The organism is Nocardia sp. NPDC051787, from assembly GCF_040681325.1.
Lineage (GTDB): Bacteria > Actinomycetota > Actinomycetes > Mycobacteriales > Mycobacteriaceae > Nocardia.
The window spans coordinates 161,194-179,640 of the sequence record NZ_JBFAYO010000008.1; the positions used below are offsets into that span (position 1 = coordinate 161,194).

The 18,447-nt window shown below is 69.0% G+C and carries 18 protein-coding genes; 12 read left to right on the plus strand and 6 right to left on the minus strand.

The annotated features are described in order from the left end of the window. The first annotated feature begins 61 nt into the window (after positions 1–61). From recA to AB0M45_RS11445, 4 genes are all read left to right on the plus strand, one after another. On the plus strand, positions 62–1,105 hold the full coding sequence (gene recA / locus AB0M45_RS11430; protein ID WP_364326020.1) for a recombinase RecA: 1,044 nt from the start codon (positions 62–64) through the stop codon (positions 1,103–1,105). Between the two features lie 334 nt (positions 1,106–1,439). Then, positions 1,440–1,958, plus strand: a complete 519-nt coding sequence (gene recX, locus AB0M45_RS11435; protein WP_364326023.1) for a recombination regulator RecX — start codon at positions 1,440–1,442, stop codon at positions 1,956–1,958. A gap of 615 nt (positions 1,959–2,573) precedes the next feature. After that, on the plus strand, positions 2,574–2,825 hold the full coding sequence (locus tag AB0M45_RS11440; RefSeq protein WP_364326026.1) for a hypothetical protein: 252 nt from the start codon (positions 2,574–2,576) through the stop codon (positions 2,823–2,825). A gap of 8 nt (positions 2,826–2,833) precedes the next feature. Beyond that, on the plus strand, positions 2,834–3,091 hold the full coding sequence (locus tag AB0M45_RS11445) for a hypothetical protein (protein ID WP_364326029.1): 258 nt from the start codon (positions 2,834–2,836) through the stop codon (positions 3,089–3,091). Between the two features lie 173 nt (positions 3,092–3,264). Here AB0M45_RS11445 and AB0M45_RS11450 read toward each other — a convergent pair whose 3' ends face one another. From AB0M45_RS11450 to AB0M45_RS11465, 4 genes are all read right to left on the minus strand, one after another. Then, the gene (locus AB0M45_RS11450; protein ID WP_364326032.1) at positions 3,265–4,167 is read right to left on the minus strand and encodes an amino acid ABC transporter permease; all 903 of its coding nucleotides are present in this window, start codon (positions 4,165–4,167) and stop codon (positions 3,265–3,267) included. Further along, entirely contained in the window at positions 4,164–4,844 is a 681-nt protein-coding gene (locus tag AB0M45_RS11455; protein WP_364326035.1) for an amino acid ABC transporter permease, read from the minus strand. The genes AB0M45_RS11450 and AB0M45_RS11455 overlap by 4 nt, the downstream gene beginning before the upstream one ends. Positions 4,845–4,948: 104 nt before the next feature. Next, the gene (locus AB0M45_RS11460) at positions 4,949–5,785 is read right to left on the minus strand and encodes a glutamate ABC transporter substrate-binding protein (protein WP_364326038.1); all 837 of its coding nucleotides are present in this window, start codon (positions 5,783–5,785) and stop codon (positions 4,949–4,951) included. A 47-nt stretch (positions 5,786–5,832) separates the two neighbouring features. Then, complete coding sequence (locus tag AB0M45_RS11465; RefSeq protein WP_364326236.1) at positions 5,833–6,561, minus strand: amino acid ABC transporter ATP-binding protein; 729 nt, start codon at positions 6,559–6,561, stop codon at positions 5,833–5,835. A 262-nt stretch (positions 6,562–6,823) separates the two neighbouring features. Here AB0M45_RS11465 and miaB point away from each other — a divergent pair, with 262 nt between their 5' ends. Both miaB and AB0M45_RS11475 read left to right on the plus strand, forming a co-directional pair. Beyond that, complete coding sequence (gene miaB, locus AB0M45_RS11470) at positions 6,824–8,377, plus strand: tRNA (N6-isopentenyl adenosine(37)-C2)-methylthiotransferase MiaB (RefSeq protein ID WP_364326041.1); 1,554 nt, start codon at positions 6,824–6,826, stop codon at positions 8,375–8,377. Then, positions 8,374–9,114: a hypothetical protein gene (locus tag AB0M45_RS11475; protein WP_364326044.1), complete on the plus strand. Its 741-nt coding sequence runs from the start codon at positions 8,374–8,376 to the stop codon at positions 9,112–9,114. The genes miaB and AB0M45_RS11475 overlap by 4 nt, the downstream gene beginning before the upstream one ends. Positions 9,115–9,156: 42 nt before the next feature. Here AB0M45_RS11475 and AB0M45_RS11480 read toward each other — a convergent pair whose 3' ends face one another. Next, on the minus strand, positions 9,157–10,491 hold the full coding sequence (locus AB0M45_RS11480) for a DUF349 domain-containing protein (RefSeq protein ID WP_364326239.1): 1,335 nt from the start codon (positions 10,489–10,491) through the stop codon (positions 9,157–9,159). 283 nt (positions 10,492–10,774) lie between these two features. Between AB0M45_RS11480 and AB0M45_RS11485 the strand changes: the two genes are divergently transcribed. The 6 genes from AB0M45_RS11485 to AB0M45_RS11510 all read left to right on the plus strand — a co-directional run bounded on the left by AB0M45_RS11485 (position 10,775) and on the right by AB0M45_RS11510 (position 17,150). Then, entirely contained in the window at positions 10,775–11,539 is a 765-nt protein-coding gene (locus AB0M45_RS11485; RefSeq protein WP_364326047.1) for a hypothetical protein, read from the plus strand. Continuing rightward, complete coding sequence (miaA, locus tag AB0M45_RS11490) at positions 11,536–12,474, plus strand: tRNA (adenosine(37)-N6)-dimethylallyltransferase MiaA (protein WP_364326050.1); 939 nt, start codon at positions 11,536–11,538, stop codon at positions 12,472–12,474. Before AB0M45_RS11485 ends, miaA begins: the two co-directional genes overlap by 4 nt. After that, entirely contained in the window at positions 12,471–13,307 is an 837-nt protein-coding gene (locus tag AB0M45_RS11495) for a TrmH family RNA methyltransferase (protein WP_364326053.1), read from the plus strand. The genes miaA and AB0M45_RS11495 overlap by 4 nt, the downstream gene beginning before the upstream one ends. Positions 13,308–13,340: 33 nt before the next feature. After that, positions 13,341–14,222, plus strand: coding sequence for a diaminopimelate epimerase (gene dapF / locus AB0M45_RS11500; protein WP_364326242.1), 882 nt, complete (start codon positions 13,341–13,343; stop codon positions 14,220–14,222). A gap of 322 nt (positions 14,223–14,544) precedes the next feature. Then, positions 14,545–15,993, plus strand: a complete 1,449-nt coding sequence (gene hflX, locus AB0M45_RS11505) for a GTPase HflX (protein WP_364326245.1) — start codon at positions 14,545–14,547, stop codon at positions 15,991–15,993. A 263-nt stretch (positions 15,994–16,256) separates the two neighbouring features. Further along, positions 16,257–17,150, plus strand: a complete 894-nt coding sequence (locus AB0M45_RS11510) for a lysophospholipid acyltransferase family protein (protein ID WP_364326056.1) — start codon at positions 16,257–16,259, stop codon at positions 17,148–17,150. 84 nt (positions 17,151–17,234) lie between these two features. Here the strand turns inward: AB0M45_RS11510 and AB0M45_RS11515 are convergent, their stop codons facing one another. Next, on the minus strand, positions 17,235–18,194 hold the full coding sequence (locus tag AB0M45_RS11515; RefSeq protein ID WP_364326059.1) for an endonuclease/exonuclease/phosphatase family protein: 960 nt from the start codon (positions 18,192–18,194) through the stop codon (positions 17,235–17,237). Positions 18,195–18,447 lie beyond the last annotated feature (253 nt).

Consider the following 18,447-nt stretch of genomic DNA (forward strand, 5'->3'; position numbering starts at 1 on the left):
GGGCTCTACTGTAGGCGCCAACCACAGAACGAGACTCACCCGTCGAAAAGGGGATCAGGACATGGCACCACAGGCGTACGACCGGGACAAGGCGCTCGAGCTCGCGCTGGCCCAGGTGGAGAAGAGCTTCGGCAAGGGCGCCGTCATGCGCCTCGGCGAGGAGGCGCGCCAGCCTATCTCGGTGATCCCCACCGGTTCGATCGCGCTCGACGTCGCGCTCGGCATCGGCGGCCTGCCGCGTGGCCGCATCGTCGAGATCTACGGTCCGGAATCCTCGGGTAAGACCACCGTCGCGCTGCACGCGGTGGCCAACGCGCAGGCCGCGGGCGGTGTGGCGGCGTTCATCGACGCCGAGCACGCGCTCGACCCCGACTACGCCCGCAAGCTCGGCGTCGATACCGACGCGTTGCTCGTCTCCCAGCCCGACACCGGTGAGCAGGCGCTGGAGATCGCCGACATGCTGGTGCGCTCCGGCGCCATCGACATCATCGTCATCGACTCGGTGGCCGCGCTGGTGCCGCGCGCGGAGATCGAGGGCGAGATGGGCGACAGCCACGTCGGTCTGCAGGCCCGCCTGATGAGCCAGGCGCTGCGGAAGATGACCAGTGCGCTGAACAACTCCGGCACCACCGCGATCTTCATCAACCAGCTGCGCGAGAAGATCGGCGTGATGTTCGGCTCGCCGGAGACCACCACCGGCGGTAAGGCGTTGAAGTTCTACGCGTCGGTGCGCTTGGACGTGCGCCGCATCGAGACGCTCAAGGACGGCAGCGACGCGGTGGGCAACCGTACCCGCGTGAAGGTCGTGAAGAACAAGGTCTCGCCGCCGTTCAAGCAGGCCGAGTTCGACATCCTCTACGGACACGGCATCTCCAAGGAGGGCTCGCTCATCGACATGGGCGTCGAGCAGGGCTTCATCCGCAAGTCCGGCTCCTGGTACACCTACGAGGGCGACCAGCTCGGTCAGGGCAAGGAGAACGCCCGCAAGTTCCTGCTGGAGAATGTCGACGTCCGCGACGAGATCGAGAAGAAGATCAAGGAGAAGCTCGGCATCGGCGCCGACGTGACCGCCGCCGACGCTGCCGAGGTGCCCGCCGATTTCTGAGCCGATGCACGGCCGGCGCTCGCCCGGGCAGGGGCGGGACACTCCCGGGCAGCCGCGGCCGGACGCTGTGCGGGAGATGCGGCGTCGGCTGGAAGAACTCCTGGCCGTATCCGGCCGGTCGGCCGACGTCGTGCCCGGCGAGCAGGAACCCGAGCCGGTCCGGAGAGCCGAAGATGGTTCGGTTGCCCCGGACACCATGGGAACTCGGTCGAACGCGTCCGATCCGCAGCGGGCGCGTTCGACCGGGTCCCGTCGCGGTCGCCGGGCCGGGACAGGGTCCACGGGCCCGTGGACGGCCGATTCCGGACGATCTGAAGGCACCGCGTCGAATCCGGTGGCGGCCGGATCCGAAGGCGGGACGGTCGAGCAGGCGAAAGATGCGTGTCTTCGCCTGCTCGCCGTCCGTGCTCGCAGCCGAGCCGAGCTGGCCCGGCGCCTGGCCGCCAAGGGGTACTCGCCCGACGTGAGCGAACGGGCGCTCGATCGCCTGACCGAGGTCGGCCTCGTCGACGACGCCGCTTTCGCCGAGCAGTGGGTACACTCCCGCCACACCTTCTCCGGCAAAGGCAAGCAGGCGCTGGCTCAGGAACTCCGGCGCAAAGGTGTCGCGCAGTCGGATGCCGTATCCGCTCTCGCGGGGATCACCGCCGACGACGAGGAATCTCGCGCCGCCGAGCTGGTCCGCCGCAAAATGCGGTCCCTGCCCCGAGAACTGGACCGCGACAAGGCGATTCGCCGCCTCGTCGGCATGCTCGCCCGCCGCGGCTACGGCCAGTCCACGGCCTACCGTGTGGTCAAGGCGGCACTGGCCGACCAGGGCGTCGACAACGATCTCATCGACCCCATCGAGTGAATCGGTCGTGGCGAGCCGCCCCACCGTGCCAGCATGGCCGCACCCATCTCCTGTCGCTGGACGTGATGATTTCTGGCGCGGCTCCTGGTTACCGCATTGAACGCCTGACCGGCTTGGACCGTCGAGGTGTATCAACGGGCTGTGTTTGGGGTACCAGTAGTGATCGAATGCGTTGCAGGGCCGCTTGCGCTTCGCTGGTCAACTCGTGCATGCCGGTCTTGATGGTGGCGCGGATGGTTCGTTGAATCTGGTGCGGCAACCGATGCTGTTCGGCAGACCGGATAGCGTCGACGAATGCATCGGTGGCAGCATCGGGCTCGTTGACGGCCGCCAGTACTTCGCCTGTTGTGACGCGTTCAATGATTCGCCACTGCGGGGCGGAAGGCGTGCCGACATCAGACCAAGCCCGTGAGCGGTCCCCCCCGCGCCGATCGTCTCCGCCATCTGGGTCGCGGGTCGCTATCGCGGTCGCCACCTCCGATTTGGTTGAGCCCGTTTATCCGACGCGTACCGGATTCACCGGCGACAGAGTGATGTACCGGCTCAGCGTGGATCCTCACGAAGAGTTTGCGATTCCCTCTGGTTTCGAGGCACCGAATGATGTGGGGGTAAGCCATGAACGTCGATGACGACACTGTGCGGGTGATGGTCCGTTTCGAGAACGGCTCGGACGATCCGAATGACTACCCGTACTACGACCACTGCGGTTTCGAGCCGGGCTCGCTTACGACCGAGCAGGCGCACCGGTTGTTGCAGATCCACTTGCACAACAACTCTGTGCAGTGCAGGCAGAGACAGGCGGCGCTCAGCACGTTGGAAGCCGCCGGATGCTTGCACCGCGCATCCCGGTGGGCGGCTACCTCATGAATGAGGCAATGAGGCGGCTCCCGTGGCGCAGCAAGCTCAACTCTGAGCAACTCGCCGAAGTCGAGTCGATCCTTCGAGAGGCGAGCAGGGCGGACCTGGACACCTTGGCGCGTGTCGCTACCGAACTCCGGGAGCAAGCGGGCCAGCCGCGCCTGCAAGCCGAGATCGATGGTGTTGTGGCCCGGTACTGGGCGGCGCACCCAGAACGCTGGAGAGGGGGTGGAACCGCCTGGTCGAGCGACGCGGCCACGGAACAGGGCGACTGACTGTGGTCAGCTCGGATACGTGAGGAACGCCCACCCAACCTCTTGGCAGGCGTTCCTGCGCCCAGATCTTGCCCACAATCACCCACGAATGCCGTGATTGCGGCTGAATTATCGTGATGTGTTGTCGCTGGTGGAAGTCGGTGTCGCGCCCGGACCTCGGGTACCTCTCGAATTCACGGTTTCGTGCCGATGTCGACGCCGGGCGCCGCGTCGGTGATGATCGAGTCCGCGGCGACGACGGCGCCTGCGCCCTTCCCGCGCTTGCGTGCCCGCAGTCGCTGTTCCAGCTTGGTCGCCACCTGGGTCAGCGCGCTGTTGAGCGCGATCATGATGACCGCGATGATCATCAGTGCCGGGACGGTGTTCTGCTCGGCCGCGCCGAGCTGCTGGCCCGAGCGCACGATTTCGACGTAGGTGATCTGGTAGCCCAGTGCGGAGTCCTTGAGCGCGACCACCATCTGCGAGACCAGCGCGGGCAGCATCGCCGTGATCGCCTGCGGCAACAGCACCAAGCGCATCAGCTGGCCCTTGCGCATGCCCAGCGCGACGGCCGCCTCTGTCTGCCCCTTCGGCAGCGAGCGGATGCCCGCCCGGACGATCTCCGCGATGACCGAGCCGTTGTAGATGGTCAGCGCGGTGACCACCGCGGCGAGCGCGAGGTCGTCGGACTTGAACAGGTCGTAATCGGAGTACACCGCGAACAGGAAGATCATCAGGATCAGCACCGGGATGGCGCGCGCCACCTCGACGACCGCACCCGCAACCCAGCGCACTGCCCGATGGTCCGACAGCCGCAGCACGCCGAATATCATGCCGAGGATCAGGGCGAGGACGATCGACAGCAGCGCGGCGACGATCGTTCCGCGCAGACCTGGCAGCAGGTAGGTCGACCAGACCTCGGCCTCCAGGAACGGCTTCCACTTCTCGGCGGTGAACTGTCCCTTGTCGGCGAACCCGCGGTAGAGCACCCACACCGCCGCGGCCACGGCGACCGCGACCAGGACCGAGTAGACATGGTTGCGCAGCCTCGCCTTCGGGCCCGGCGCGTCGAACAGAACCGAAGCACCTGAGCTCATCGGGCCACCTCGTAACGCTTGGCCAGCCAGCCGAAGAACAGGCCGGTCGGCAGGGTCAGGATCACGAAGCCGAGCGCGAAGATCGCGCCGATCGCCAGCACGGCGGCCTCGGTCTCGGTCATCTCCGCCATCAGGGTCGCGGCCTCGGCGACGCCGATGGCCGAGGCGATGGTGGAGTTCTTGGTCAGCGCAATCAGCACGCTGCCCAGCGGCGCGATCACCGAGCGAAAGGCCTGCGGCAACACGACCAGCCGCAGGTTCTGCAGGAAGCCGAAGCCGAGCGAGCGGCCCGCCTCGGACTGGCCCATCGGCACGGTGTTGATGCCCGCGCGCAGCGATTCGCAGACGAAGGCCGCGGTGTAGATGCTCAGGCCGATGACCGCGAAGCGGAAGTTGTTCTGCGCCAGCGAATCCGGGCCCTCACCCGCGAGCCGCCAGCCCATCGTGGTGTAGAGGCCCAGCGACATGAACACGATGATCAGCGTGAGCGGGGTGTTGCGGAAGATGGTGACGTAGGCGGTGCCGACCCAGCGCGCCACCGGCACGGGAGACACCCGCAGCGCGGCGACGACGGTGCCAAGGATCAGCGCGCCGATCGCCGACAGCACGGTCAGCTGGATGGTCACCCAGAAGGCTTCGAGGATTTCGGTGTCGTACCTCGAGATCAGGTCGAACACGACGGACGCGTCCCTCCGATCGGGTTTCGATGGTCAGGGGAAGTGCGGCGGGCGGCCCGGCCCGGTCGGGGCCGGGCCACCCGTGCTCGGGAAGACGAAGGAACTCAGTACCGGTTCACCGTCGGCGACTGCGGGGCCTGGTAGCCCGAGACGCCCACGGTCGAGTCGAACGCCTTCTTCCAGGAGCCGTCGGCGATCATCGCCTCGATCGCGTCGTTGATCTTGTCGCGCAGTTCCTTGTCGCCCTTCTTCAGCCCGATGCCGTAGTTCTCCGTGGTGAACGGCTTGCCGACCACCTTGAACGCGCCGGTGCTCTGCGCGGCGTAACCGGCCAGGATGATGTCGTCGGTGGTCACCGCGTCCCACGAACCCGCGCGCAGACCCTCCAGGCACAGCGAATAGGTGTCGTTGGCCTGCAACTGGGTGTCGGGGAAGTTCTTGCTGATGTTCTGCGCCGGGGTGGAGCCCTTCACCGAGCAGACCTTCTTGCCCTTCAGGTCGTCGGGGCCGTTGATGGCATTGTTGTCGGCGCGCACCAGCAGCGACTGGCCGGCGACGTAGTACGGACCGGCGAAGTCGACCTTCTCCTTGCGCTGGTCGTTGATCGAATAGGTGGCGACGATGTAGTCGACCTGGCCGTTCTCGATCAGCGTCTCGCGCTGGCCGGACGGGGATTCCTTGAACGTGATGCTCTCGGGCTGCACGCCGAGCTTGCCCGCGACGTACTTGGCCACCTCGACGTCGAAACCGCTGTAGGAGCCATCCTTGTTCCGCAGGCCCATACCCGGCTGGTCGAACTTGATCCCGACGGTGAGTTTGCCGTCCTTGGCGTGGTCAAGGGCGGATTTGTCGTCGCCGCCGCCACAGCCTGTGGCGGTCGCGGCGGCGAGTGCCAGGGCGATCGCCCCGACACCGATTCGCAGGGCACGGTTGATCCTCATCGAATTTTCTCCCTCTCGTGGGTGTTGCTGGCCGCTGTGTCCGGCAGTCAGTGGCTCAAAATCTTGCCCAGGAAGTCCTTGGCGCGTTCGGACTTCGGGGCGGTGAAGAAGACGTCCGGCGGCGCGTCCTCCACCACCTGGCCGTCGGCCATGAACAGCACCCGGTTTCCGGCGCGGCGGGCGAATCCCATCTCATGGGTGACGACCAGCATGGTCATCCCGTCCTTGGCCAGCGACACCATCACCTCGAGCACCTCGTTGACCATTTCCGGGTCCAGCGCCGAGGTGGGCTCGTCGAACAGCATCACCTTCGGGTTCATCGCCAGCGCGCGGGCGATCGCGACGCGCTGCTGCTGTCCGCCGGAGAGCTGGGCCGGGTACTTCTCGGCCTGATTGGCGATGCCGACCCGTTCGAGCAGTTCCATGGCGCGGGTGCGGGCGGCGTCCTTCTTGATCTTGCGGACCTTGATCGGCGCGAGCATGACGTTCTCCACGATCGTCTTGTGCGCGAACAAGTTGAACGACTGGAACACCATGCCGACGTCGGCGCGCAGCGCGGCCAGCGCGCGGCCCTCGGCGGGCAGCGGGACGCCATCGACGGCGATGTCGCCGGAGTCGATGGGTTCCAGGCGGTTGATGGTGCGGCACAGCGTCGACTTACCGGAACCCGAGGGGCCCAGAACGATGACGACCTGTCCTTTGGGGACCTCGAGGTTGATGTCCTGGAGTACGTGCAGGTCGCCGAAGTGCTTTTCCACATTGCGCATCGAGATCATCGGCGGCGCGCTGGTGGCGGCGCTGACGGCCCCGGCAGGAGCTTCCCCGATCATGTCGGGGATGGCGGCGTCATCGGTCATGGTCAAGACCTTAAGCAAAAAACGGGGATTTGCCCGGGTTTCGGCGACACACCGTCTCGCCGCGCCGATTTGACACGTCAGCGTAACCTTGCGGCCGGTGCCAGGGACAGCCGAAAATTTGCCCGCGAGCCTGCGCCGATGCCCGCGAAACCCGCCGGACGCGGCCCCGTACCCTGGATGGGTGGATTCGATCGGACAGGCAGTGTTGACTCCAGCGCCCGCCGAGGGCACAGCACGCAGTTACGAGGTCCGCACCTTCGGTTGCCAGATGAACGTGCACGATTCCGAACGGTTGTCGGGCCTGCTGGAGGACGCGGGATACGTGAAGGCCGCGCCCGGCGCGACGGCCGATCTCGTCGTGTTCAACACCTGCGCGGTGCGCGAGAACGCCGACAACAAGCTCTACGGCACGCTAGGCCACCTGGCGCCGATCAAGGCGGGCCGGCCCGGCATGCAGATCGCCGTCGGCGGCTGCCTGGCGCAGAAGGACCGCGACGTCGTGGTGCGCAAAGCGCCGTGGGTGGATGTGGTCTTCGGCACGCACAACATCGGCTCGCTGCCGGTCCTGCTGGAGCGGGCGCGGCACAACCGGGAAGCCCAGGTGGAGATCCTGGAGTCGCTGGAGGCGTTCCCCTCCACGCTGCCCGCCAAGCGCGAGTCCGCCTACGCGGGCTGGGTTTCCATCTCGGTCGGCTGCAACAACACCTGCACCTTCTGCATCGTGCCCTCGTTGCGTGGCAAGGAGGTCGACCGCCGCCCCGGTGACGTGCTCGCCGAGGTGCAGGCACTGGTCGACCAGGGCGTGCTCGAGGTGACCTTGCTCGGCCAGAATGTCAACTCCTATGGCGCCTCGTTCGCCGACCCGGACGAGCCGCGCGACCGCGGCGCGTTCGCCAAGCTGCTGCGCGCGTGCGGAACCATCGAGGGCTTGGAGCGGGTCCGCTTCACCTCGCCGCACCCGGCCGAGTTCACCGACGACGTGATCGAGGCGATGGCCGACACCCCGAACATCTGCCCGCAGCTGCACATGCCATTGCAGTCCGGCTCGGACCGGGTGCTCAAGGCCATGCGGCGCTCCTACCGCAAGGCCCGCTACCTGGGGATCATCGACAAGGTGCGTGCCGCGATGCCGCACGCGGCGATCACCACCGACATCATCGTCGGCTTCCCCGGTGAGACCGAAGAGGACTTCCAGGAAACCTTGGACGTGGTCCGGCGTGCGCGTTTCACCAGCGCGTTCACCTTCCAGTACTCCAAGCGGCCCGGCACGCCCGCCGCCGACATGCCCGATCAGCTGCCCAAAGCCGTCGTGCAGGAGCGCTACGACCGGCTGATCGCGTTGCAGGAGGAGATCTCCCTGGCCGCGAATAAGGAGCTGATCGGCACCGAGGTGGAGCTGCTCGTCGCCGAGGGGGCAGGTAAGAAGAACGCCGCGACTGCCAGGATGAGCGGCCGCGCCCGCGACGGCAGACTGGTGCACTTCCGCCCCGGGGACACCGCGGAGCGGATCCGTCCCGGCGATCTGGTCACCGTCGACATCACCGGCGCCGCGCCGCATCATCTGCTCGCCGACGCCGTGGTCAAGACCCATCGCCGCACCGGCGCCGGTGACGCGCACGAGCGCGGTGTCACGCCGAAGACCGAGCCCATCGGCGTGGGCCTTGGCCTGCCCCGTATCGGCGCGCCCGCTCCCGAACCGGCGGCCGCGGGCTGCTCGACCGGCTGCGGCGCATGACCACCAGGCCGGACGACGAAGGCGACGCCCAGCGCGGCGCCGACGGTGGCGAACCCGTGTCCGGCGACGACGAGCGCGGCGCGTCCGGGGATACCCCGCGGCAGCCAGGGGAATCCGCGAGCGCCAGCGGCGACGACGAACGAAACGAGGATTCAGTGAGCTCGGTCGAGAGCACCAACGACTTCGAACAATTCCGCGACGATCTCGACGCCGTCGAGCGCAGGATCGCGGGGGAGATCGACCCGGGCGTGCGCGCCATGGTCGTGGCGGGAGCGGTGTTCCTGCTGCTGCTGTCGCTGGTCCTGCCGCACGCGGGCGCGGCACGCGGTTTCGACGTGCTGTTGAACACCGACGTCGCGGGCACCGAGCACATCGGGCTGCCCTCGCGGGTCTTCGTATGGTTCGTCGTGGTCTTCGGCATCGGATTCTCGACGCTGGCGCTGATGACCCGCCGCTGGGTGCTGGCCTGGATCGCCGTCGCGGGCAGCGCCGTTGCCAGCGTGTTCGGCGTCCTCTCGATCTGGCACCGCCAGACCCCCGGGCTCGGCAACTACGTCGGCGCCGGCCCCGGTATCGGCCTGATCCTCGGCGCGATCGTGGCGATCGTGCTCACCTTCCATTGGGTTCGCGTGGTGTGGAGCCGCACCGCGCTGCACTTGGCCGCCGAAGAGCAGCGGCGCAACGCCGCCGCGGCCGCGGAGGAACGCGACCGCCGCCGCCTCACCGGCGAATCCTGACCAGGCTTCGCGCCGGCAGCAGCGCGGAGGCGAGGCTGCCGCCTAGCGGTTGCTGACGGCGCCTTCGGCGGCCTCGGCCCACTCCCGCCACTGCTTGGCCTGCTCCAGCGCCTTCTCCGCGTCGCGGACATTGCCCGCGGCCTGCGCCTTGGCGGCCTGTTCCTCGAATTGCGCCACGCGCTCGCGGAACTGCGCGGCGCGTGCCACCGCTTCCGGGTCGGTGCGCCGCCACTGCGCGTCGGCGGCGTCGCGGACGCGCTTCTCGATGGCGCGCAGCTTGCCCTCCAGTTCCTGCATGCGTTCGCGCGGCACCTTGCCGATGGCGTCCCATTTTTCCTGGAGTTCGCGCAGCGCGCTGCGGGCGGCGTCCAGGCCTGCGGACGGGTCGATGTTCGCGTAGGCCTTCAGCAGTTCCTCTTTGGCCGCCGCGTTCTGCTCGAACTCGGCGTCGCGCTCGGAGACCGCGGCGTTGCGCGCGGCGAAGAAGACGTCCTGCGCGCTCTTGAAGCGCCGCCACAGCGCCTCGTCGGCCTCGCGCGGCGCCCGCCCGGCGGCTTTCCACTCGGCGAGCAGGTCACGGAAGATGCCCGCGGTGTTCACCCAGTCGGTGGAGCTGGACAGCTCCTCGGCTTGCACGCACAGTTCCTCCTTGCGTGCCTTCGCGGCGGCGCGCTCGCGATCCAGTTCGGCGAAGTGCGCGCCGCGGCGGCGGTTGAACGCCTCGCGTGCCTTGGAGTAGCGCTTCCACAGCGCGTCGTCGACCTTGCGGTCCACTCCCCGGATGGACTTCCACTCCTCGAGGATCTCGCGCAGCCGATCGCCCGCGGCCTTCCACTGGGTGGACTCGGCAGCGATCTTCTCGGCTTCGGCGGCCAGCGCCTCCTTGCGCTCGGTGTGTTCGTGGCGGGCGCGCTCCTTCTCTTCCTTCGCGTGCGCGGCCGCTTCCTCGGAGTGCTCGGCGATAGCCTGCAGGCGCCGGGCCAGGCCCTCGATGTCGCCGATGACGGCGGCGGTCGGCAGCGATTCGGCCAGCGTCATGGCGGCGGCCTTGGTCTTGCGGGCGTCCGCGCCCGCCGCCAGCCTGGCCTCCAGCAGGGCGACCTCGGTGGCCAGGTCGTCGAATCGGCGGCCGAAGTGGGCCAGGCCCTCAGCGGCGTCGCCGGCCTGCCAGGAGCCGACCTGGCGTTCGCCCTCGGCGGTCTTCACCCACGCGGTGCCGTCCTCGTCGACCCGGCCCCACAGGCTGGGATCGGAGACGGTGGGCACGACGACGGGGTGCGGGTGTTGCTGGGCCGGGCCCGGGGCGGGTTTGACCGCGTGCGGCTTGGGCGGCTGAACCGAGCTACCGGGTTTCGGGGCACCGGAAGAGCGCGGCATCTTGCCGGGGGTGGCTTTCGCGGTTCCGTTGCTGTCGGTCATTTTTCCTCGTCCCTGCCGCGCGTCACGGCTGCCTGGTTACGCCCTAGCTCATCCCATTCAACCCGGTCCGAGCCCTTGTGACCATCGATCCTTGCCTTCCCGCGGAGGAAATCCCGGGGATTCCAACCCCTGATGACCTGGGTTGTAGCTCCTCGAACACTATCAATCCCGGGCCTGTTTCCGGCAGAGACACTCGAAGCCGGGCGGGCTCGGTGGTCTCGGCAACGACTACGGTTACGACGTGTTCTCCATCGCGGCCCTCGTTCCCTCGCCGCCCATCCTGGTGCCCGAGCTGTGCGGCGGCGCGGCGGACGTCGCGGGCACGGGCGAACCGGACCCGCGCGCCGTGTTGCGGGCGGCGGTACTCGACACCGTGCGCGCCTTCGCGTCGGTGACCGACCAGTGGATGGTGGTCGGTTCGGGCGCATCCGAAGCGTGCTTCGGTCCAGCTTCGGTCGGCACGTTCCGCGGGTTCGGCGCCGACCTGCGAGTCGGTTTCTCCGCCGCGGCGGTCGCCGGCGCGGAGCCGGCGGATCCGGACCTGCCGCTGGCCGTGCTGATCGCCGGGTGGCTGCGCGGGCAGGTCGCTTCCGGCGCCGTCGCCGAGGCGCGCATCGTGGCGGAGGAGGCGCCGCCGGAGCATTGCGGCGAACTCGGGGCCAAGCTGCGCGCCGACCTCGACGGCGCCGCCACGCGGCGCGGCGTGCTGGTGGTCGCCGACGGCGCGGCGACACTGTCCACCAAGGCGCCCGGCTACCTCGACGACCGTGCCAGCACCGTGCAGGCGGGGCTCGATCGTGCTCTGACCGCGGGTGATCGCGCCGCGCTCCGGGCGCTCGATCCGGCGTTGTGCGCTGAATTAGCCCTCGCGGGACGCCCGGCCTACCAGGTGCTGGCCGGGCTGTTCCGCGCCGATCCGGTGGTCGAGACGCGCTACCGCGACGCGCCCTTCGGCGTCGGTTATCACGCGAGTCTCTGGCGCCCCGCGGGAGGCGATGCCGTGTGACGGATTCCGGCATCACTCCCGTCGCGGTCGTCGGCCCCACCGCCACCGGCAAATCCGACCTCGGCCTGGACCTGGCCGAACGGCTCGGCGGCGAGATCGTGAACATCGATGCGATGCAGCTCTACCGCGGCATGGACGTCGGCACCGCGAAGCTGCCTGTCGCGCAGCGGCGCGGCATTCCGCACCACCAGCTCGACGTGCTCGAGGTGACCGACATCGCGTCGGTGGCCGCCTACCAGGCGGCGGCCGGCGCGGATGTCGAGGCGATCATGCGGCGCGGGCATGTGCCGGTCATCGTGGGCGGTTCGATGATGTACGTCCAGGCGCTGCTGGACCAGTGGGACTTCCCGGCCACCGATCCGGCCGTGCGGGCGCGCTGGGAAGCGGTGCTCGCCGAGCGCGGTGTCGCGGCGGTGCACGCGGCCCTGCGCGAGGCGGATCCCGCGGCCGCGGCCACCATCCTGCCCACCGACGGGCGGCGCATCGTGCGCGCGCTCGAGGTCGTGGAGCTCACCGGACGGCCGTTCGCCGCCTCGGCGCCGGCGATCGGGCAGCCGCGCTGGGACACGGTCATCATCGGCGTGGACCGGGAGACCGCGGCGCTGGACGCGCGGATCGAGCGGCGCACCGCGGCGATGTTCGCGGGCGGGTTGGTCGAGGAGGTGCGTGGCCTGATCGAGCGCGGTCTGCGCGAGGGCGTCACGGCCCGGCGCGCCATCGGCTACGCACAAGTCCTGGCCTACCTGGACAACGAATACGACCTGAGCCACGCGCAGGAGCGCACGTTGATCGGCACCCGGCGCTACGTGCGCAGGCAGCGCTCCTGGTTCCGGCGCGATCCTCGGGTGCGGTGGGTGGACGGCGCCGCCCCCGATCTGGTGGCCGCGGCGCTGGCCCTGCTCGACGAGAAAGAGAAAGAACGGACTCCGCAGTGACCCGACGTGTGACCACGCGCAACGCCTCCGTCCAGGTGTGGCAGGCCTATCTGAACAACCGCACCAAGCGTCATCGGGACGGCAGGTTCCTGGTGCAGGGAGTTCGTCCGATCACGCAGGCCGTGGCCGCCGGCTGGCCGCTGGAGACGCTGCTGTACCGCCTCGGGGGCCCGGAGCTGTCGAGCTGGGCGCGCGAGTTGCTGGACACCAGCGCGGTCCCGCAGGTCGGGCTGGTGCCCGAGCTGATGGCCGAGCTCGGCGAAAAGTCCGGGGGCATACCGGAACTGGTGGCCGTCGCGATGTCGCGGCAGCCGGAACTGGAGACCTTCGAGCCGGGCGAGCCGGGGGAGGACGCGCCGGTGGTCGTGGTGTTCGACCGCCCCAACTCGCCGGGCAATCTGGGCACGCTGATCCGCTCGGCCGACGCTTTCGGCGCCAGCGGCGTCATCGTCACCGGGCACGGCGCCGATCAGTACGACCCGCAAGCCGTGCGCGCCTCCACGGGTTCGCTGTTCGCCGTGCCGGTGATCCGCGCCGCCGGGCCCGCGCAGGTGCTCGAGTTCCGCAACCGGCAGGTGCGTCGCGGCATTCCGACCCGGATCGTCGGCACCGACGAGCAAGGCCATTGCGCCGCCTACGATTACGACTTCACCGACGCGACAATCCTGGTCGTCGGCAACGAGACCAGCGGGATGAGCGCAATGTGGCAGGCGGCCTGTGACGATATGGTGCACATTCCGATGGGTGGCACGGCCAGTTCACTGGGTGCGCCCTCGGCCGCGGCGGTGGCCCTCTACGAAATTTCCCGGCAGCGCCGCACGTTTGCCAAGTGACGACGAGAGAGGGAGACCGCGCACGTGCCGGATATCGAGTTCACCAAGGGCCACGGCACCCAGAACGATTTCGTGGTGCTACCGGACCAGCACGCCGAACTGGCGCTGACTCCGGCGCAGGTCCGCGCGCTGTGTGATCGCCAGCGCGGGCTCGGCGCGGACGGCGTGCTGCGGGTCGCACGCGCCGGTGCGCTGGAGGCCGCGGGTGTGCTCGCGCGGCTCCCGGAGGGCGTCGGCCCCGAGGACTGGTTCATGGACTACCGCAACGCCGACGGGTCGGTCGCCGAGATGTGCGGCAACGGCGTGCGCGTCTTCGCCCACTACCTCGCGGCCTCGGAGCTGGAGACCCGCGACAGCTACGTCGTCGGCAGCCGAGCCGGGGCGCGTCCGGTCACCGTGCACGCCGGGGACGCGGTCACCGGCGACGTCACCGTCGGCATGGGGCCGGTGCGCGAACTCGGTGAGTCCACCGCGACCATCGCGGGGTGGGCGCTGCCCGGGATCGGCATCGACGTCGGCAACCCGCATTTGGCCTGCGTCGACCCAGGGATGTCCGCGGAGGCACTCGGCAAGCTCGACCTGACCGTTCCGCCCGGCTTCGATCCGGACCTGTTCCCGCACGGGGTGAACGTCGAGATCGTCACCGCGCTGGACGCCGAGCGCTCGGTCGACATGCGGGTCTACGAGCGCGGCGTCGGCGAAACGCGTTCCTGTGGAACCGGCACCGTGGCCGCGGCCGCCGCGGCGCTGGCCGCCGACGGTTTCCGGATCGCCGAGGACACCGGCCGGGTGACCGTCCGGGTGCCCGGCGGGGAGGTGATCGTCGGACTGGAGCGCGGCTCGGCGTGGCTGCGCGGGCCGTCGGTCCTGGTCGCCAGCGGCCGTCTGGCCGGATCGTGGTGGAACGGTCTGTGAGCCGCAGCCCGCCCGCACTTCTGCTGGTGGTAACGGACTGCCGCTGACCATCCGCGCCACACCCCGGGCGCGACCGGCGCCGGTGGTTTCTGGCGCGCTGCGGTGCCACCGCTGCGCGAGGCCCACGGATAACCGGGTGCGTGCTGTGGTGATGTCGTGGCAGCATGGATGGTGTATGACGAAATCCGAGAAGTATGAATTCACCCCGGCGGCCGCGCCCGAGCGCTCCGCCGAGACCTCCGATGACGCTGTGACCGGTGCGGACGCCGTGACCGGTGCGGACGCCGTGACCGCTGACGTCGTCGCCGAGCATGCCGCCCGCATGCGGCGCTCGGGCTGGTCAGCCGATCCGACCGTGGGTGAGTTCCAGCTCGACGAACGCAGCTCCCTGCGCCGTGTGGCGGGCTTGTCCACCGAGCTCACCGACATCACCGAGGTCGAGTACCGGCAGCTGCGCCTGGAGCGCGTCGTGCTGGTCGGCGTCTGGACCGCGGGAACCGCCGCACAGGCGGAGGCGAGCATGTCCGAGCTGGCGGCGCTGGCCGAGACCGCGGGCTCGCAGGTGCTGGAGGCGCTGATCCAGCGTCGCGACCGGCCTGACCCGGCTACCTACATCGGCTCCGGCAAGGCCGACGAGCTGCGCACCGTGGTGCTGGAAACCGGCGCCGACACCGTGATCTGCGACGGCGAGCTGACCCCGGCGCAGCTGACCGCGCTGGAGAAGGTCGTCAAGGTGAAGGTGGTCGACCGGACCGCGCTGATCCTGGACATCTTCGCCCAGCACGCCACCTCCCGCGAGGGCAAAGCGCAGGTCTCGCTGGCCCAGATGGAATATATGCTGCCGCGGCTGCGCGGCTGGGGTGAGTCCATGTCCCGGCAGGCCGGTGGTCGCGCGGGCAGCAACGGTGGTGTGGGTCTGCGTGGCCCCGGTGAGACCAAGATCGAAACCGATCGCCGGCGCATCCGCGAGCGGATGGCGAAACTGCGCCGGGAGATCCGGGAGATGAAGACAGCGCGCGACACCATGCGGGCGCGGCGCACGTCCAGCGGCATCCCGTCGGTGGCGATCGTCGGCTACACCAACGCGGGCAAGTCGAGCCTGATGAATGCCCTCACCGGCTCCGGAGTGCTGGTGCAGGACGCGCTGTTCGCCACCCTCGATCCGACCACCCGCCGGGCCGAACTCGACGACGGCCGCGAGGTCGTCTTCACCGACACCGTCGGCTTCGTTCGCCACCTGCCGACCCAGCTGGTCGAGGCGTTCCGCTCCACCCTGGAGGAGGTGACCGGCGCCGACCTGCTGCTGCACGTGGTGGACGGCGCCGACGCGCTGCCCGCCGAGCAGATCAAGGCCGTGCGGGAGGTGATCACGGACGTGATCAAGGAATCCGGCACGCCGCCCCCGCCGGAACTGCTGGTGGTCAACAAGACCGACGCGGTCGATCCGACTGACATCACCCACCTGCGCGCGCTGTTGCCGGACGCGTCGTTCGTCTCCGTGCACGGTGGGCTGGGCATCGACGCGCTGCGGGAGCGGCTCGCCGAGATGCTCGGCGGGCTGGACGTGGAGATCAGCGTGCTGCTGCCGTACACGCGCGGCGACCTGCTGGCCCGCATCCACGCCGACGGTCGCATCCTGAGTTCCGAACACGAGGAGGGCGGCACGCGAGTTCGCGCCCGCGTCCCGCACGCTCTCGCCGCCGCGGTGTCCGAGTACGCGCATGCGGGCACGGCCGGTGCGCGGGAGAACGGCGAGCACGTCTCCGTGTAGGCGTGCTGGTCCGGGGGTGTCGTTCGCTGACGCCGGAACGGTGAAGTCCGCTGCGGTGTGCGCGTATTCACATCGGAGCAGGACACTGCGGCGGCGTGGCTGCCTGACCGGCGATGACCTGGGAGTTCACGACCGGCTCCGCGGTGGAGCTGGCGAGCCGGTCGATCGACCGGCTCGGGTGTGTCGTGCCGTGAGGCGCACATCCGATGCAACGCAGTCGATTTCGTTACGCTATCGTCGCAGAATCGACATCAGGAGGGTTCATGTCGGACGCCCGCTCCGGTTCCGGTACTCGCCGACCCGGCGCCGACAGCGCTGATCCGGTACTCAGCGACGGTGCGCCGCTATCGGTTTCGCTGACCGACACCGATCTGCGGTTGATCGACACCCTGCTCGCGCCACTACGCGCGTGGACCAGCCCGCGCTTCTACGGCTTGGAGAACATCCCCGCTGAGGGCCCGGTGCTGTTGGTCGGCAACCACACTCTGCTGGGTGGCATCGACGCCCCGATGCTGCTGCCCGAAGTGCTGCGCCGCCGCGGCCGCCTCATTCGCGGTCTCGCCGAGAACGTGCTGATCAACGTGCCCGGCGTGCGTCACCTGCTGCACTACTTCGGCACGGTGCGCGGGACCAGGTCCAACTGCCTGACCCTGCTCGCCCGTGGCGAGGCCGTCATGGTGTTCCCCGGCGGCGGTCGCGAGGCGGTGCGCCGCAAGAACGAGAAGTACGTGCTGAAGTGGGAGGGACGCAGCGGTTTCGCGCATATGGCGATCGAGGCGGGCGCCCCGATCGTCCCGGTCGCGATGATCGGCGTCGACGACGCCTACGACATCGTGGTCGACGGCGACCATCCGCTCCTGCGCCCGCTGCGCTGGACCGTGGAGGCACTCGGGCTCAGCCGTGAGCTCACCCCGCCGCTGATCCGTGGCGTCGGCCCCACCGTCATCCCGCGGCCGGAGCGTTTCTACTTCTCCGCGGGCGCGCCGATCGACCCCGCGCCCTGGCGCGGGGCCAGGGATAAGCACGCGGCGGCAACGGAATTCCGTGACGTGGTGCGCAAGGCGCTGGAGGAGGAGATGAACTTCCTCTTCGCCGAACGGGAGCGAGACCAAGGCCGCACCTTGGTGGGCCGTTTGCGCGGTTGGCTGAAACGCTGAGGGCTCCTGCGGGTTTCGGTATTCGCACCGTTTGATCGGACCACATCGGGGCTTTCGACGGCGCAGTACTCGCCGAGCGTGCGGCTACGGCCTCCCGCGGTCCAAACGGATTTGCGCCACCAGTGCGCGGTGGTCCGCGCCGACTAGGCCCACCGTCTCCACCGCGACCGCTCGGCCCCCGGCGACGAGGATATGGTCGATACCGACCAGGGGCGGCCACCGCTTGTCGGTCGGGTAGGTGACCAGGTGCCCAGCACCCGCCTGCTCGGCAGCGTCGTCGAAACGCGCCGACAACATCGCGCGGTACTGCCAATGGTCGTAGGTCGCGTTGAAGTCGCCACCGACGATCGCGGGACGATTCGATGGTGACCGCTCGAGAATCTCGCGCAGACGGGACAGCTCATCGGCCCAGACCTGCGTGCCGAACACCGGGGGAACCGGATGGAAGGCGTACACCGTGACCGGTCCGGCATCCGGGATGTCCGCCGTGGCCGAGAGCTGGTTCAGCACGAATCCGTCGTACTCGACCGTGTCCGACAACGGGTAACTGCTCCAGATTCCCGTCCCGCTCGCGGTTCTTCCCGGGGAGAGATACCGGTGCGGCAATAGCTGGTCGAGCCCCGCCCGGCCGAGATCGTCGACCGCCGTCGGCGTGAGCTCATTGACGGTTAGTACATTGATGTTCCGCCCGCGCACCTGGTCAACCAGCGCCCGGGGATCGGCTCCGTCGAACAGAAGATTGGCCTGCATCACCGTCACCGCGGGTCCATCCTCAGTACCCGCGCGGCTGACGTACAGCGGAGCCTGAGTCCACATCGCGGCGGCAATGACAACGACCGCCACCCCCGCACCGCTCCAGCGACGCATGGCTAGGAACACCACCGCCCCAACGAGCGCGGCGCTCATCAGATACGGCGCCCCCGAAGCCGCCAAGACCACCATTCGAGACCACGACCGGCTGAAGTGCAACGCGACCCCAGCGGCTCCCGCGAGTGTTGCGGTCCATGCGAGCACGTCCACACCGACCCGGACCCCCTTCGACATCACACCGAACAGACAAACATACGAACTCCGCGACGCATGTCGATGGCCAGGTTGAGATGCAGACGGTCTGATCGCGACTTTCCTCGTCACTGCCCCTCATGTGCCGCTACCTGTTCGCGTGCCAGGAGGGACCGCGAGCACACTGCACCGCATGCAACTGCGGAAACGCCCACGGCATACGCAGCAGGCGCCGAAATCGAACCCGCCCGTTTGCGGAGAATCTTCACCAGTCGTTCCGTAGCCGCGTCGCCGG

Coding starts and splice junctions, on each gene's coding strand:
- recA (WP_364326020.1), top strand. CDS start 62: ATGGCACCACAGGCGTACGACCGGGACAAGGCGCTCGAGCTCGCGCTG.
- AB0M45_RS11440 (WP_364326026.1), top strand. CDS start 2,574: ATGAACGTCGATGACGACACTGTGCGGGTGATGGTCCGTTTCGAGAAC.
- AB0M45_RS11445 (WP_364326029.1), top strand. CDS start 2,834: ATGAGGCGGCTCCCGTGGCGCAGCAAGCTCAACTCTGAGCAACTCGCC.
- AB0M45_RS11450 (WP_364326032.1), bottom strand. CDS start 4,167: ATGAGCTCAGGTGCTTCGGTTCTGTTCGACGCGCCGGGCCCGAAGGCG.
- AB0M45_RS11460 (WP_364326038.1), bottom strand. CDS start 5,785: ATGAGGATCAACCGTGCCCTGCGAATCGGTGTCGGGGCGATCGCCCTG.
- AB0M45_RS11465 (WP_364326236.1), bottom strand. CDS start 6,561: ATGATCTCGATGCGCAATGTGGAAAAGCACTTCGGCGACCTGCACGTA.
- AB0M45_RS11475 (WP_364326044.1), top strand. CDS start 8,374: ATGACCACCAGGCCGGACGACGAAGGCGACGCCCAGCGCGGCGCCGAC.
- AB0M45_RS11480 (WP_364326239.1), bottom strand. CDS start 10,491: ATGCCGCGCTCTTCCGGTGCCCCGAAACCCGGTAGCTCGGTTCAGCCG.
- hflX (WP_364326245.1), top strand. CDS start 14,545: ATGCGGCGCTCGGGCTGGTCAGCCGATCCGACCGTGGGTGAGTTCCAG.
- AB0M45_RS11510 (WP_364326056.1), top strand. CDS start 16,257: ATGTCGGACGCCCGCTCCGGTTCCGGTACTCGCCGACCCGGCGCCGAC.
- AB0M45_RS11515 (WP_364326059.1), bottom strand. CDS start 18,194: ATGTCGAAGGGGGTCCGGGTCGGTGTGGACGTGCTCGCATGGACCGCA.